Source organism: Rhodococcus sp. 2H158 (assembly GCF_053764755.1).
Genome location: NZ_JBSNCE010000007.1, coordinates 63,515 through 77,483, shown reverse-complemented (window position 1 = coordinate 77,483; position 13,969 = coordinate 63,515). Strand labels below are relative to the sequence as shown.

15 protein-coding genes are annotated in these 13,969 nt (G+C 70.1%); 2 read left to right on the top strand and 13 right to left on the bottom strand.

Annotated features, from left to right (window positions below; translation table 11 throughout):
* Window positions 1–7: 7 nt before the first annotated feature.
* Together ACWPOB_RS08535 and ACWPOB_RS08530 are read left to right on the top strand one after the other, a co-directional pair.
* On the top strand, window positions 8–241 hold the full coding sequence (locus ACWPOB_RS08535) for a hypothetical protein (RefSeq protein WP_043801681.1): 234 nt from the start codon (window positions 8–10) through the stop codon (window positions 239–241).
* Window positions 242–457: 216 nt separating this feature from the next.
* A complete protein-coding gene (locus ACWPOB_RS08530; protein ID WP_006934528.1) occupies window positions 458–598 on the top strand; it encodes a hypothetical protein in 141 nt (46 codons plus the stop codon).
* Window positions 599–643: 45 nt separating this feature from the next.
* Here ACWPOB_RS08530 and ACWPOB_RS08525 read toward each other — a convergent pair whose 3' ends face one another.
* The 13 genes from ACWPOB_RS08525 to ACWPOB_RS08465 form a co-directional block, all read right to left on the bottom strand.
* Window positions 644–1,123 (bottom strand): hypothetical protein, encoded by a 480-nt coding sequence (locus ACWPOB_RS08525; protein WP_455400547.1) that lies wholly within the window; start codon window positions 1,121–1,123, stop codon window positions 644–646.
* Entirely contained in the window at window positions 1,113–1,652 is a 540-nt protein-coding gene (locus tag ACWPOB_RS08520; protein ID WP_100057416.1) for a flagellar basal body-associated FliL family protein, read from the bottom strand. The genes ACWPOB_RS08525 and ACWPOB_RS08520 overlap by 11 nt, the downstream gene beginning before the upstream one ends.
* Window positions 1,652–2,863 carry an MlaD family protein gene (locus ACWPOB_RS08515; protein WP_455400546.1) on the bottom strand — a complete coding sequence of 404 codons (1,212 nt, stop codon included), beginning with the start codon at window positions 2,861–2,863 and terminating at the stop codon, window positions 1,652–1,654. The genes ACWPOB_RS08520 and ACWPOB_RS08515 overlap by 1 nt, the downstream gene beginning before the upstream one ends.
* A complete protein-coding gene (locus ACWPOB_RS08510; RefSeq protein ID WP_455400545.1) occupies window positions 2,860–3,912 on the bottom strand; it encodes an MCE family protein in 1,053 nt (350 codons plus the stop codon). The genes ACWPOB_RS08515 and ACWPOB_RS08510 overlap by 4 nt, the downstream gene beginning before the upstream one ends.
* Window positions 3,909–5,036, bottom strand: a complete 1,128-nt coding sequence (locus ACWPOB_RS08505) for an MCE family protein (protein WP_455400544.1) — start codon at window positions 5,034–5,036, stop codon at window positions 3,909–3,911. Before ACWPOB_RS08505 ends, ACWPOB_RS08510 begins: the two co-directional genes overlap by 4 nt.
* Complete coding sequence (locus ACWPOB_RS08500) at window positions 5,033–6,070, bottom strand: MCE family protein (RefSeq protein ID WP_455400543.1); 1,038 nt, start codon at window positions 6,068–6,070, stop codon at window positions 5,033–5,035. Before ACWPOB_RS08500 ends, ACWPOB_RS08505 begins: the two co-directional genes overlap by 4 nt.
* Complete coding sequence (locus tag ACWPOB_RS08495; protein ID WP_455400542.1) at window positions 6,067–7,089, bottom strand: MCE family protein; 1,023 nt, start codon at window positions 7,087–7,089, stop codon at window positions 6,067–6,069. The genes ACWPOB_RS08500 and ACWPOB_RS08495 overlap by 4 nt, the downstream gene beginning before the upstream one ends.
* On the bottom strand, window positions 7,086–8,384 hold the full coding sequence (locus ACWPOB_RS08490) for an MCE family protein (RefSeq protein WP_455400541.1): 1,299 nt from the start codon (window positions 8,382–8,384) through the stop codon (window positions 7,086–7,088). The genes ACWPOB_RS08495 and ACWPOB_RS08490 overlap by 4 nt, the downstream gene beginning before the upstream one ends.
* Complete coding sequence (locus ACWPOB_RS08485; RefSeq protein ID WP_100056668.1) at window positions 8,381–9,241, bottom strand: MlaE family ABC transporter permease; 861 nt, start codon at window positions 9,239–9,241, stop codon at window positions 8,381–8,383. The genes ACWPOB_RS08490 and ACWPOB_RS08485 overlap by 4 nt, the downstream gene beginning before the upstream one ends.
* The gene (locus ACWPOB_RS08480) at window positions 9,241–10,050 is read right to left on the bottom strand and encodes an MlaE family ABC transporter permease (RefSeq protein WP_029547144.1); all 810 of its coding nucleotides are present in this window, start codon (window positions 10,048–10,050) and stop codon (window positions 9,241–9,243) included. The genes ACWPOB_RS08485 and ACWPOB_RS08480 overlap by 1 nt, the downstream gene beginning before the upstream one ends.
* A gap of 71 nt (window positions 10,051–10,121) precedes the next feature.
* A complete protein-coding gene (fadD5, locus tag ACWPOB_RS08475; protein ID WP_455400540.1) occupies window positions 10,122–11,705 on the bottom strand; it encodes a fatty-acid--CoA ligase FadD5 in 1,584 nt (527 codons plus the stop codon).
* Between the two features lie 274 nt (window positions 11,706–11,979).
* Complete coding sequence (locus ACWPOB_RS08470; RefSeq protein WP_455400539.1) at window positions 11,980–12,759, bottom strand: enoyl-CoA hydratase; 780 nt, start codon at window positions 12,757–12,759, stop codon at window positions 11,980–11,982.
* The gene (locus ACWPOB_RS08465; RefSeq protein WP_455400538.1) at window positions 12,756–13,739 is read right to left on the bottom strand and encodes an NAD(P)H-dependent flavin oxidoreductase; all 984 of its coding nucleotides are present in this window, start codon (window positions 13,737–13,739) and stop codon (window positions 12,756–12,758) included. Before ACWPOB_RS08465 ends, ACWPOB_RS08470 begins: the two co-directional genes overlap by 4 nt.
* Window positions 13,740–13,969: the final 230 nt, after the last annotated feature.

Here is a 13,969-nt window from a genome sequence, read left to right as displayed (position 1 = left end):
ACCGAATATGACAGGCACGGCAACGCGCCGCCACACAGCACACGACGAGGACGCCCGAAGCACCCCGTTGGTGCTCACGTCCACCACCGGCGCATCGACGTCGGGGTGGCGCTCCGCTCTCGGGCACGCACTCGGCACCGCCGTCTCCGTCAGCGCCGCGGCCCTCATGGTCACCGGCCTGACGGCGATCGGCGCCACCACCACCGTCACGGGTCTCGTGTCCTTTCTCCGGACGAACTGATCGTCCCGGTCGACCGAGCCCCGTCCATTCCGACACCCCAGACAGGAACAACACCACAGATGCACACCTCCGCTGTCGCCGCGGCCCGTCGCTCCATGAGCACCGAGGAGATCAAGGCCCGCATCGAGGCCATGTTCGCGGAACACGACCAGCAGGAGCACCCGACGGCCGACTGACACTCGGCAACTCGGGCCACACGTCGAGAGGAGAACCGAAATGAACGCGAACGTGGTCCAGCTACTGCTACTGCTCGGTGCCGCACTGGGCGGCACCGCGGCCTTCAAGGCCTACCTGGTGCGATCCGATTCCGAGCATCCGCACCTGTCCGACGACCTGGGCCCCCGGCCCCGGTACTGACGGGACAGCACCCGCCCGGGAGACTCCTCTCCCGGGCGGGTCTTCTCAGCCCGGGCCCGGACGGCCCAGCCCTCGGAGCACGGCGCGGGCCGGTCCCGACACGTCGTGCCACGGTCCGTGCAGGAGCGGCAGTATCTCCGCCGGCAACCGGGTCAGCTGCCGGCGGGTCGCCGTCACCGGGGTGAGCAGCCAATCGGCGGTGTCCACGATCCGTTCGATCTTCCGGAGGGTGAGGTCCACCCGGTCGATCGACGCGCCGAGCCGGTCCACCGCCACGGCGAAGTCCCCGAGCTGTTCGTCGAACCGCCCCAGCACCCGGTCGAAGTTCGCGAGCGAGACGTCGATCCCGTCGGCCACGCCCTCGACCCGGGCGATCGTCACGTCCGCGTTGAGCGCGGCCTGCGTCAGCCTCCTGATCCGTCCCGACGTACCGTCGCCGGGTCCGGTCAGGTCCGCCATGTCACCGCCCCGCGCCATGTCACCGCCCCGCGCCATGTCACCGCCCCGCACGCCGTCATTTCGCATCCGCTCCCTGCAGCAGCCACCGGTCGTCCACCCGATCGAGGGTGATCAGGAACCGCGTCGCGTCGACCCGCCCGTCCGGCACCGCGACGTTCTTCACGTCCTGGTCGAGGAACACGAGCACCGTCGCGCGATCCGCGTCGAGTGTCTCGACCGCGGCGTGCGACACGGTCGCGACGGACACGCCCTGCCCGTTCTCGACGAGCCCGCGCAGGTCTCCCGCCACCGAGCGGTACTTCTCGGCGAACTCCCCGGTGGAGACGTCGGTGACCGCGGCGAGCGCATCGTCGAAATGCTGGTAGTCGTAGGTGCCGAGCGCGATCGCGTACTCCCGGGCCCGGTCCAGCGCGTCGGCGCGCAGGCCCTCGACCTGCTCGGCCTGCCACCACCGGAATCCGCAGAATCCGGCGGCCGCGGTGAGCAGCACGATCAGTGCCGGCGTCAGCCATCGCCGCACCCGGGAGCGCGGGGCCGGCGGATCCGACGGCGCGGTCGCGGAGGTGTCGTCGACGGTGTGGTCGGTGGTCGACATCAGTTACCCAGTCCTTCCAACAGCTTCTGCCAGTACTGCAGCACCTCGACTCCGGTCGGGACGAGCAGCGGGTCCTGCGCCATGTCCGGCCCGGTCACCCTTCCTGGGGTGCTCTGGTGTTGCAGTCCGAGGTCGTCGGACCGCGGCGCGGCGCGGGCGCCGCGCTGGGCGAGGTCTTCGCCCGGCGGACAGTAGAGCGACAGGTTCGGCGTGCGGGGGCTTTCGTCGCCGACCATGCGGCGCTGTGTGTCGTAGTAGCAGACCGGACCCTGCGTGGCGACGAGCGAGAAGTCGCCGCGGTCGCCCTTGACCACCGAGGTCAGATCGCCGAGCGCCGCAGGGATCGAGTCGAGGCCGGCCGCCAGCGCCGGGGTCCGCGGGGCGAGCACGTCGCCCACGGTCACCAGGTTCGTCAGCAGCAGCCCGTAGTCGTCGCGGGTCTCCGCGAACAGCTCCTCCGTCTTCGCCAGCGCGTCCGGCGACCGGTCCAGCAGGTACACGAGCGCGTCCCGGCTGCCCACGAGCTGGTCGGAGACGTCCCGGACGGCGCGCATCGCACCCGGGAAGGTGCCGGCGTCCTCGGCGAGCGTGTTCACCAGATCGACGCCCTGTTCGAGGAGCGCCGCCAGGGTCGGCGCCCGCTCGGATGCCATCGTGGAGAGGGCGTCGGCGTTCTCGATCATCGACTGCAGGTCCGCGCCGGTCCCGGCGAGGGCGGTGCCCCACGTCTCGCCGAGCGTGGCGACGGACTGCGGATCGATGCTCTCGACCAGTGCGCTCATCCGGACGAGCATCTGATCGAGGCGCAGTCCCTGCTCGTCCGCCGGGACCTCGACGGTGTCGCCGTCCGCCAGGTACGGGCCGTCGGCGGTCTGCGGTTCGATGTCGAGGGTGAGGATTCCGATCGCGGTCGCGGTGGCGATCCGTCCGGTGCTGCCCACCGGGATGCGGGTGTCCGGATCCAGCACGAGCACCGCCGTCGAGCCGCGACCGCCGTCGTCGATCGTCACCGATTCGATCTCCCCTACCGCGACCCCACGGTAGGTCACCGTCGTTCCGGGGCCGATACCGCGGGCGTCGACCAGGTGCGCTCGCACCTCGATGCCGCCACCGAAGCTCTGCGGGCCGAGGACGTAACGGACGCCGAAGGCGGTGGCCAGCAGGCCTACCACAACGAACAGTGAAACCTGCACCAGCACCGGGCGTTTCATCGAACACCTCCCCGAAGCAGGTCCGGCAGCCCCGCCGGGACGGTGACCGGCGGCGATTCGCCGAGCACCGGAACGCCGCCGGTGAGCAGCATGTCGATCGCTCCCGGCACGTCCAGGGCGCCGTCGAACAACAGGTAGTCACCGTGCACGGATCGCGCGAAGCCGTCCATGAAGGCGTTGATGTTGGTCAGCGCAGACCCCACGGTTTTGTTGAAGTCACTTATACCGGAAAGTATTTCGTCCAGATCGTCGACCGCTCCGCCGATCCGGCCGGAGTCCGCCAGCACCGTGTCCAGGGAGGTGAGCACGGTCGAGGTGCTCGAGACCAGGGACCGGAGGTCCTGCTCCTGAGCGGCGAGCAGGTCCACGACCTCCGCGCTGCTCGCCAGACCGTCGTCGATCAGCTGTTGCTGCTGCGCCAGCCGCGCGGCCACCGCGTCGGTGGCTCGCAGCGCCCGCGAGATGTCGTCGCTGTTCTCGGCGGCCAGCGCCATCGTCCGGTCCGTCCGCTCGAGCAGTTCCCGAACGGTCTGTCCTCGGCCGCCGAAGGCGGCGTTCAGCTCGGTGGTGATCGTGCGCAGCTGGTCCAGACCGCTGCCGTTGATCACCTGTCCGAGCATCGCGAACGTGGCCTCGAGTTCCGGCCCCATCCCCGTCCGGTCGATGACGTCGCCGTCGGCGAGCAACTCCGGCGACGGCTGCTCCGGCAGATCGATCTGGACGAACGGGTTGCCCAGCGCGGACGGGAGCCGCACGGAGGCACCGACGTTCGACGGAAGCGCGGCCCGTTCACTCATGCTCAGCTCGAGGAAGGCCCGGTGCCCGTCCGTCGAGATCCCGTGCACCCGGCCGACCACAGCCTGCCCCGCCCGCACCTCGGTGCCGGGATCGATCCGATCGGCTCCGTCGAACACGGCGATCACGCGGTAGCTCTCGCCGGCGCCGCTGCGTCCCGTCGGCAACTGATGCAGACCCAGTCCGCAACCGGTCACCGAGACGGCCACCGCGGTCAACGAGGCGACGAATCCTGTTCTTCTCCAACGACTCACCGGACGCCTCCCTCGTTCAGCGCCCGGTCGAGCGACTCCGGCACGAGGTCCTGGAACGGATCGGACAGGTCGAAGGGAACGGTGATCGGGTTGGTGAAGCCGGCGCCCGTGCACAGAGGGAGGCGCTCGCGCTCGCAGAGTTCCTTCGCGCGGGGAAACTGGCCGACCTGGGTGGAGATGTTCAGTCGGATACGGGCGGTGGTGTCGGCGCCGATCGTGTTGTCGATGTTCTGCATCGCCAGCGGCAGCACATCCATGAACTCGGCGAAGTCGACCTCGTGCTGTGCGAACTGCCCGGTGAGGACCTGGGCGTTCGAGACGACGGCGGCGATGTCCTCGCCGCGGGAGCCGAGCAGGACGTCGAGCCGATCGAGGATGGTCGTCAGCTGACCGATCGGCCCGGCGACGTCGAGGTTCTGTCGTTGCATCTCGGTGCCGAGTTCGGACAGCCCCCCGGCGAGCTCGGACAGAGAGCCCTGCCGGGCGTCGACGGCGGCGACCGCGACGCCGAGGTCGTCGACGAGGGCACCGATGTCCTCGGACCGGGCACCGAGCACCGAGCCGGCCGACCCGAGCGCGCGCAACGCCCGGTTGATCTCCGGCCCGAGACCTGCGGTGGCGCCGGCGGCGAGGTCGAGGGTGGATCCGAGCGACCCGGATTCCGGTCCCAGCGCTGCGGCGATCGTGTCGACGCTCTCGAGCAGTTCGTCCCAGTTGATCGGCGCGTGACTGCGTCCGGGCGGAATGACATCGTCGCCCTCGAACCGCGGGCCGGCGGCGTACACCGGACTCAGTTCCACGAACCGGTCGCTGATGATCGACGGGTTCATCACGAACGCCGACACGTCGGCCGGCAGCGTGATGTCGTCGGGGATCCGCATCGTCACCTCGACCACCGCTCCGGCCGGTTCCACGGCTTCGACGGTGCCGACGGGCAGTCCGAGCACCGCGACCTTGCTCCCCGGGTAGATGCCCCCGACGGAAGCGAACTCGGCGGTCACGGTGCGGGTGCGGTCGGTGCCGACGAACACGTACCAGGCAGCGGCAGCACACAGCGCCGCGACGACGACGATCCCGATGCCGCGCAGCAGCCGGGTCTTCCGCGTGGTTCCGACGGTGGTCACCGGCAGCCCTCCATCGCTCCGAGGGCACACAGCAGGTTGTCCGGGATCGGGCCGGCCGGGGCGTGGACGTCGACCCAGTTGCCGTTGCCCGAGGCGTCGGCCGCGGCGCGCAGGGCCGGCGGAAGCCGGGTCATCAGCACGTCGATCTGCTCGGCGTTGCGGTTCAGCGTGTCGGTCACCGACCGCATGTTCCCCAGCAACGTGTCCATTTCGCCGGAGTTGTCGGTCAGGAACGTCGCGGTGTGCTCGGTGAGCAGCCGCAGATCCTCGACGAGTTGCACGAGGGATTCCTTACGGGCATCGAGGATCGACACCACGGTCGTGGCGTTCTGCACGAGCAGCTCGACGTCCCGGCTCTGGCCCGCCACGATGGACGTGAGCGACTTCGACGCCTGCAGCAGGGAGTGGATGCGGGCGTCGTTGCGGGACAGCATCTCCGCCGCGGCGGTGGCTCCGGCGAGCGCATCGGCGATCCGTCCCGGGTCGGACGGTACGGCGTCGGCCAGGGTGTGCATCATCGCCTCGAGGGCGGGCACGTCGAGTTCGCGGGCCACGTGCTGCGCCTCGGACGCGAGGTCGTCGAGGCTGTACGGAACGGAGGTCCGCGCCAGGGGGATACGCCCGCCGGGCAGTTCTCCGGCACCGGCGGGCGTCACCGCCAGGTAGATCTTCCCGAGGATGGTCCTGAGCCGCACCTCGGCGGTCGTCCGGTCGCCGAGCGGCTGGCCGCCGTCGACGCGGAACGTCACGATCACCCGGTCCGCCGCGAGCTCGAGGCTCTCCACCCGTCCGGCGGGCACACCCGCCACGTACACCGGATCGTTGGGTTGCAGACCGGCGGCGTTGGCGAATTCCGCGGTGTAGCCGTTCGTCCGGAGCAGGTACGTGGCCCGGGGTGCGGCCAGGGCGACGGTCATCACCAGGGCGACGAGGACGATGCCCACGGCCCCGACGACGAGCGGGTTGCCGGCGCGGCCGCGGCGGCCGGCGAACACGGCCCGTAGCGCGTCGCGAATCTGCTGCGCGCGCCTCATCGGCACACCTCCGAGTACGTCGAACCGAAGATGTTGGTTTCGAAATCGCCTGCCTTGATGGTGAAGTTGCACATGTAGAGGTTCAGCCAGCCGCCGTAGTCGCTGACACGGTTGAGGCTGTCGGCCAGTTCCGGCAGCCGGCGCACCGCCTGCTCGAAGTTCTCCGTCTGCGGGATCCAGGCGTCGGTCATCACCCGCAGATCGGTGACGGTCCGGTCGAGGGGCGCCATCGCGCCGGCCATGAGCACCGCCGTCGAACGCACCGCGGTGCTGCCACGGTCGACGAGCGTGGCGAGTTGCTCACCGTCCCCGGCGAGCGCGTCACTGACGACGGCCAGCCCGGAGAGCAGCCGGCTGATGTCCTCGCTGCGCCGGTCCGCCACGGCGACGAGCGTCTCGAGATTGCCGACGAGACTGTCGAAGACCTGCTCGTGGTCGGCGATGTCGCTGCTGACCGCGGCGATGTGCAGCAGCAGGGAATCGAGGGTGCCGCCCTGCCCCTGGAACGCCTCGATCACCGAGGTGGCGAGCGAATTGATCTGCGCCGGATCGATCGACTCGAACAGCGGCTCGAATCCGTTGACGAGCGCGGTGAGATCCAGGGCGGGTGCGGTCTGCTCGATCGGGATCGTCGCGCCCTCCGGCAGTACCGTGCCGGTGCTGCGCTCCGGCAGTGTCAGCGCGACGTACCGGACGCCGATCATGTCGCCGTAGTTGATGTCGGCGGTGACATCGGTGGTGAGTTCGAATTCCGAGTCGATCTCGAAATCCACCACGGCCCGCGAGGTCCCGTCGTCCCGGGGGGCGAACGTCACGTCCGAGACGCGCCCGACGCGCACGCCGGCGAGCGTGACGTCGCTGCCGGGGCTCAGCCCCTCGACGTCGGTGAACTCGGCGGCGTAGTCCCGGGTGGGCCCGGTGACGGTCCTGTCGAGGGTGTTGCCGACGACGACCGCTGCGAGGACCCCCACCGTGCAGAACGCCGCCAGGCGCAGCGCCGGCCGGAGCAGCGTGTTCACGAGACCGCCACCTCCGTGCCGCGGACCAGGGGTGCCAGCAGAACCGAGGCCGCGGTGGACGGGTCCACCGCCGTCGCCGTCGGGTCGGACGGATCCACACCGCCCGCGATCTGCTCCAGGTAGCCGAGGGTGTCGCGCTCGGTGGCGGCCGAGAGGACCGGCCGGCCGTCGACCGGGTCACCGCAGTTCGCGCCGTCGAGCCCGGGATAGCGCGGGCAGTCCGCCGCGGTATACGGCATCGGATCGGAGAAATCCACGACCGCGGTGATGTTGAACCGGCCGGTGGCGAAGACCCGCGCGCCGGCGTCGCCGAAGGTCGTGAGGTAGCGCAGGGTGTCGTCGAGGCCGGTGGTGTCCGCGGCGAACGTACCGAGCACCGGGCTGCCGTTGCGGACGACCGAGATGATCCGGTCGGTGTTCTCCGACATCAGCGCGGAGCCCTCGGCGGCCAGGCCGGCGCCGCCGCGCAGCAGCCGCGCGATGCCGTCCCGGCGCTCGAGGACGATCTCGGAGAGCGTGGCCGCGTCCTGCATCGTGCCGATCATGTCGTCCGTCGCTGCGGCCATGGCCTCGGTCACCGCCGCCAGCTGCGGCGACGCCGCCAGGCCTGCGTCGATCCGGGGACCGAGCTGCTCGGTGAGCGCGGCGGTGCGGTCGAGGGTCCGGCCGAGGGTCTCACCGCGGCCGGCGAGCGCCTGGCTCATCGCGTCGAGCGCGACCGCGAGCCGGTCCGGGCGCAGTTCCTGCAGCAGCTCCGTGGTGGTGTAGTACAGGCCGGCCAGTTGCGCGGCCTCGGCCGAGGTGTCCGCGGTGACCTGCGCACCGTCGCGCAGGCGCGGCCCGGCGGCGGGGTCGCCGGGCGGCACCAGTTCGAGGAAGACGTCACCGAACAGGGTGCGCGGCACGATGCGCACGCGCACTGCTGCCGGGATGTTCCGGATCGCGTCCGGGTCGAGCTGCATCGTGATACGCGAGCCGGTGATGCCCGCGTCCAGGCGGGCGAGCCGGCCGACGTGCACGCCCTGGTACTGCACGCCCGCGGCACCGAAGATCACCCCGGCACCGGCCGGGACGACGGCGGTGATCTCCGGATCCCTCGACAGCCCAACGGATCCGGAGACGACGAGCAGTCCGCCGGTGACGGTGAGCACCGCGACGGCGAGCACGCCGACGACGGCCAGGGTGCCGGTGCGCAGTCCGAGCCGGCGACTGCGGCGGGGCGCCGCGGACCGCGTCCGGCCGTTCGGCGGGATGCTCGTGCCGGACGGAGTCGTCCGGTCGCGTTGGGTCGTCACGCCAGCCCCACCCCCGGCACGGTGGGTACGAGACCCCACAACGCGAACGTCAGGACCACGTCGGTGATGCCGATGGCCAGGATGCTGGTGCGCAGTGCGCGTCCGGCCGCCCGGCCGACGCCCTCCGGACCGCCCGTGGCGTGGTAGCCGTACGAGCAGTGCACGATGCCCACGATCACCGCGAACACGACGGCCTTGGTCAGCGAGTACCACAGGTCGGCCGGGGAGAGCGCGAGGTGGAAGTAGTAGTCGTAGGTGCCGGCCGAGTTGCCCTGGAAGGTGACGACCACCAGGCGCGTCGCGATGAACGCGGACAGCAGGCCCACCATGTAGATCGGGACCACGCACACCGCCGTGGCGATGAGCCGGGTGCTGGCCAGGAAGGGCACCGACTTCACGGCCATGGCGTCGAGGGCGTCGATCTCGTCGGAGATCCGCATGGCACCGAGCTGCGCGGTGAAGCCGGTACCCACCTTCGCGGCCAGGGCGATGGACGCGACCACCGGCGCCAGTTCGCGGGTGTTGGCCAGAGCGGAGAGCATGCCCGACAGCGAGGTCATCCCGATCAGTTCGAGACCCCGCTGGGTTTCGACTCCGACCATCATCGCGGCGACGGCGGACATCGCGAACACGATGCCGATGGTGCCGCCCCCGGCGAGCAGTGAGGCGTAGCCGAAGCTGACCTCCCCCACGTGGTACATCACGTGCTTGAAGTAACGGCGCAGCGCCGTGGGGACACCGGCGATCGCCTCGACCGCGAACACCACGTGCCGGCCCACCGTGGCGAACGCGTCGACGACCCCGGTCAGCGACCGATGGACGGCCCGGGCCTGCGTCACCGCCGAATAGGAGAGCATCAGTACGTCCCCACGGCCGGCACCATCACGGTGTACATCTGGGACAGAACGGTGTTGACGACGAATACCATGACGAACGCCAGCACGACCGCCTCGTTGACGGCGTCGGCCACGCCGCTGGGACCGCCCTTGGCGTGCAGGCCCTTGAACGCGGCGATCAGGGCGGAGGTGATCCCGAAGAACGCCGACTTGACCATCGCCGTCGCGAAATCCGACAACCGGCCGTATTCGCCCAGGGTGCGGAGGAATCCGCCGCCGGAGGCATCGTTGAGATAGATCTCGTACAGATAGCAGGCGCCCACTCCTACGAGCGTGACGAGCGCGCAGAGCATCACCGACACCAGGACCGCGGCGAGCAGCCGCGGCACGACGAGGCGTTCGATGACGTTCAGCCCCATCACCTCCATCGCCTCGATCTCCTCGCGGATGGTGCGTGCGCCGAGATCGGCGCAGATCGCGGAGCCGCCCACGCCGGCCAGCATGAGGGCGCACACGAGTGCGGCGGCCTGTCCGACCACGACGAAGGCGACGATCGCGCCGGAGTAGGCGCCGGCTCCGAGCTGGCCCGCCAGGGATCCGACGGAGACCGCGATGAGCACCCCCACGGGCAGCATCAGCAGCAGCGCCGGACCGCTGCACACCTTCGCGATGAACAGCGACTGCGTGATCGTCTCGCGCAGCGAGAGGCGACGGCCGACGACGACGCGCACGGTCGTGGCGAGGGTCTCCACCGAGAACCCCACCAGCGCACCCACCTGGATCGCCAGGTCGTGCACCGGCCCCCTCGCCTTGGGCAGCTCGAACGTCACTCCCACACTCCCGTACGCGTCATCGCGGCGTCCCCCGTCCCCCGATGGAACCCCTTCGGCCCCTGTGGCGTTCAGCCCTGCACGACCGCCGACAGGCCGCCGCGCAGCTGGTGCTTGACGACCTTGCCGCTGGCGTTGCGCGGCAGGGCCTCGACGATCACGACCTCCTTCGGATGCTTGTAGCGCGCGAGCTGCTCGTCGAAGAACGGCTGCAACTCGTCGAGCGTGAGATCGTCGTGGCCGGGCCGCAACGCGATCACCGCGACCGGAACCTCGCCCCACTTCGCGTCCGGACGTCCGATCACGGCCGCCTCGAGGATCTTCGGATGCGAGAACAGCACGTTCTCGACCTCGGCGCAGTAGATGTTCTCGCCACCGGAGATGATCATGTCCTTCTTGCGGTCGACGACGTAGACGAATCCCTCCTCGTCGACGCGCACGAGGTCGCCGGAGTGGAACCAGCCGCCGTGGAACGCATCCGCCGTCGCAGCCGGGTTGTTCCAGTACTCACTCATCATGGTGGGCCCGCGGTAGACGATCTCACCGACCTGACCGGGTGCCACGTCGTTCATCTCGTCGTCGACGACGCGCGCCTGGATCGTCGGGATGACGCGGCCGACGGAACCGAGCTTGCGCAGCGCGTCCGCGCCGTCCAGCACGCAGGTGATGGGCGACATCTCGGTCTGGCCGAACACCGCGACGTTCGACGCGTCGGGGAACGTCTCGGCCATGGCGCGCAGGATGGTGTCGGAGGACGGCGCCGCGCCCCAGGAAATGTTGGTCAGGGCCAGCTTCCGCGGATTCGCCTGCTGTGCGGCGCACACCGCCTGCCACTGCACCGGCACGAGGAACAGGTTGGTGACCTGCTCGGCCTCGAGGACGTCGAGCAGCTCGTTCGGGTCGAACGCCCCGACCGGATGGATCACGGTGGTAACGCCCAGCATCAGGTTGGGCGCCATCGCGCCGAGCGCGGCGATGTGGAACATCGGGGAGGCGCAGAACCCGACGCCGGACTCGTCGAACAGATGGAACGCGCGGATGCACGTGAGCGCCTGCGCGGACATGTTGCTGTGGGAGAGCACCGCGCCCTTGGGCCGACCCGTGGTGCCGGAGGTGTACATGATCAGGGCCGGGGTGTCGTCCGGGACGTCGACCGCCGGGTGGGGGTCGCCGGCCTCGGCGATCAGATCCTCGTAGGCGAGGCCGTCGCCCTCGGGGATGCCGCCGACGGTGACGGACAGTTCCGGGCCTTCGCTCTCCGCACGGGCCGCGGCGGCCAGCGGAGCGAGCGGCGCTTCCACGACGATCGCCTTGGATCCGCTGTCCCGCAGCAGGAATGCCACCTCGGGTGCGGTGAGGCGGAAGTTGACCGGGACAGCGATCGCACCGAGGGCGTTGGCGGCGAGCACGGTCTCGAGATATTCGGGACGGTTCAGCATCAGGACGACGACCCGGTCGCCGAAACCGACGCCGCGCCGCGCGAGGGCGTCGGCGAGCCGCTCGACCCGCTCGTGCAACTCCGCCCACGTGATCGACCGGCCCTGGAACCGCAGCGCAGTGCGGTCCGGGATCATCAGGGCGTGCCGCGCGACGTGGTTGTTCCAGTTGTTGCGGCGCAGGCGCTGGGTCTCGGCGAGGGCTGACGCGGTGACCATGAGGATTCCTCTCGGGACGTGACGGGGGGTGCCGACGGGACGCGATCCCGGTTCTCGATGTGAGGCACATTACAGGCATCGGCCGCATTCGGCCAGCACTTTGTTAATGGCGATTCTCGTCGTATCGGCCAGGAGCAGCCCGGGTGGACGCAGGCATCACATTCTACTTATTGCCATGAATATTACTGGCGCCCAGGGGTAGAACAGAGATTCCCGGCACGGACCCGACGATCGGCCGGCCGGGTAACCGGGCCGGGAAGTGTACGAGGTGTCGTCAGGAGAATCGCGGTGGGCGCTTCTCGAGCATGGCCATGGCCGCCTCGGCGAAGTCCGCCGAGGCGAGCAGTTCCGTCTGGCCGCTCTTCTCCCGGGCCAGCGCGTCGTCGAGCTGGCCGAGTGTCGCTGCGGCGAGGGCCCGCTTGGTCAGCTCGAAGGCGCGCCGCGGCATGGTCGCCGTCCGGGCCGCCACGGCGTCGACGTGCGCGGCGAACTCCGCGTCGGGCAGAGTGCGCGCGACGAGGCCGAACCGGTCGGCGTCCGCGGCCGAGACCCGCTCGCCGAGCAACGCCATCTCCGCGGCCCGCGCACGTCCGACAGCGGCAGGAACGAGCAGGCTCGCTGCGCCGTCGGGCATCAGCCCCATGTTCACGAACGACAGCAGGAAGTAGGCGCTCTCCGTGGCGTAGGTGAGGTCCGCCGCGACAGCCATCGACACACCCACCCCCGCGGCCGGGCCGTTGACGGCGGCGATCACCGGCACCGGAACCGTCGCGAGGGATCGGATCACCGCGTTCGCGGCGTCCATGACCTCGGACGGGTCGGCCGGGTTCGTCGCCGCCGCAGCGATATCGGCTCCGGTACAGAACGCGGTCCCCTCGCCGGTGAGGACGACGGTGCGCACCCGGGGATCGGCACCGGCCCCGTCCAGCGCGGCGCCGAGCGCCCGCATGGTCGGCAGGTCCACGGCGTTCATCCGCTTCGGCCGGTCGATGGTCAGACGCAGGATGCCGTCGGCGAGTTCCGACCGCAGCCCCGCGACGGTCGGCGTACTCATGCCCGGACCCCCTGTCCGACGAATCCGCGGAGCCGGTCCTCGATGATCGACTCCGCCTCGGTCACCATGCGGTCGACGAGTTCGGCCACGGTCGGGATGTCGTCGATCAGGCCCTGGCTCTGCCCGGCCGTCCAGATGCCCGCCTCGAGATCGCCGTCCTCGAACACCTTCCGGCCACGCGCGCCGGCGACGAGGTGCGCGATGTCGCCGAACTCGGCTCCGCGCGATTCGATCTCGACGACCTCCGCGCTGATCGAGTTCGCCGCCACGCGGGCGGTGTTGTGGAGGGTGCGGAAGATGAGCCTGGTGTCGCGTTCGGTGTTGGCGACGATCTGTTCCTTGACCGCGTGTGCGACGGGCGACTCGACGGTGCACATGAACCGGGTCCCCATGTTGACCCCGTCCGCGCCCAGGGCGAGCGCGGCGACGAGACCGCGCGCGTCGGCGATGCCGCCCGAGGCGATCACCGGGATCTGCAGTTGCCGAGTGGCCGCGGGGATCAGGACGAGGCCGGGCACGTCGTCCTCGCCGGGATGACCGGCGCACTCGAACCCGTCGATGCTGACGGCGTCGACGCCGACCCGTTCCGCCTTGAGCGCGTGCCGCACGCTCGTGCACTTGTGGACGACCTTGACGCCGGCGTCCTTCAGGTGGGGCAGATGGTCGACCGGGTTGGAGCCGGCCGTCTCGACGATCTTGATGCCCGACTCGATGATGGCCTGCCGGTACTCGGCGTACGGCGGCGGGGTGATCGACGGCAGGATCGTCAGATTGACGCCGAAGGGCTTGTCGGTGAGCTCGCGGGTCCGGGCGATCTCCTTCACGAGGTCCTCGGGCGTCGGCTGGGTGAGCGCGGTCAGGAATCCCAGGGCGCCGGATTCGGCCACGGCGGCGACGAGCTCGGCGCGACCGACCCACATCATCCCGCCCTGGACGATGGGGTGCTCGACCCCGAATGCCTCGGTGAATCGGGTTCTCACTGGACCTCCTCGGATCCTGGACCTGCGCCGCGACGCGCAGGGGACGGACACGTCCGGCACAGCGCCGGATATCGCGATGACTTCAAGAATTCTCGTTAACTTTCGCGGTGTGCGGTCTTGTTTGTCAAGGGCTCTCCGCAGGCTTTTCCGCAGGGCGGCCCGACGGAATTCGCCGCCGCGGATATGGTGCTGGGCGCTAACGTTTGCGATAGGCTGCCGGGATCACGCCC

Bases quoted from the DNA above. Each gene is read 5' to 3' on its own strand.
- ACWPOB_RS08535 (WP_043801681.1), top strand. From the start codon at position 8: ATGACAGGCACGGCAACGCGCCGCCACACAGCACACGACGAGGACGCC.
- ACWPOB_RS08530 (WP_006934528.1), top strand. From the start codon at position 458: ATGAACGCGAACGTGGTCCAGCTACTGCTACTGCTCGGTGCCGCACTG.
- ACWPOB_RS08525 (WP_455400547.1), bottom strand. From the start codon at position 1,123: ATGCGAAATGACGGCGTGCGGGGCGGTGACATGGCGCGGGGCGGTGAC.
- ACWPOB_RS08520 (WP_100057416.1), bottom strand. From the start codon at position 1,652: ATGTCGACCACCGACCACACCGTCGACGACACCTCCGCGACCGCGCCG.
- ACWPOB_RS08515 (WP_455400546.1), bottom strand. From the start codon at position 2,863: ATGAAACGCCCGGTGCTGGTGCAGGTTTCACTGTTCGTTGTGGTAGGC.
- ACWPOB_RS08500 (WP_455400543.1), bottom strand. From the start codon at position 6,070: ATGAGGCGCGCGCAGCAGATTCGCGACGCGCTACGGGCCGTGTTCGCC.
- ACWPOB_RS08485 (WP_100056668.1), bottom strand. From the start codon at position 9,241: ATGCTCTCCTATTCGGCGGTGACGCAGGCCCGGGCCGTCCATCGGTCG.
- fadD5 (WP_455400540.1), bottom strand. From the start codon at position 11,705: ATGGTCACCGCGTCAGCCCTCGCCGAGACCCAGCGCCTGCGCCGCAAC.
- ACWPOB_RS08470 (WP_455400539.1), bottom strand. From the start codon at position 12,759: ATGAGTACGCCGACCGTCGCGGGGCTGCGGTCGGAACTCGCCGACGGC.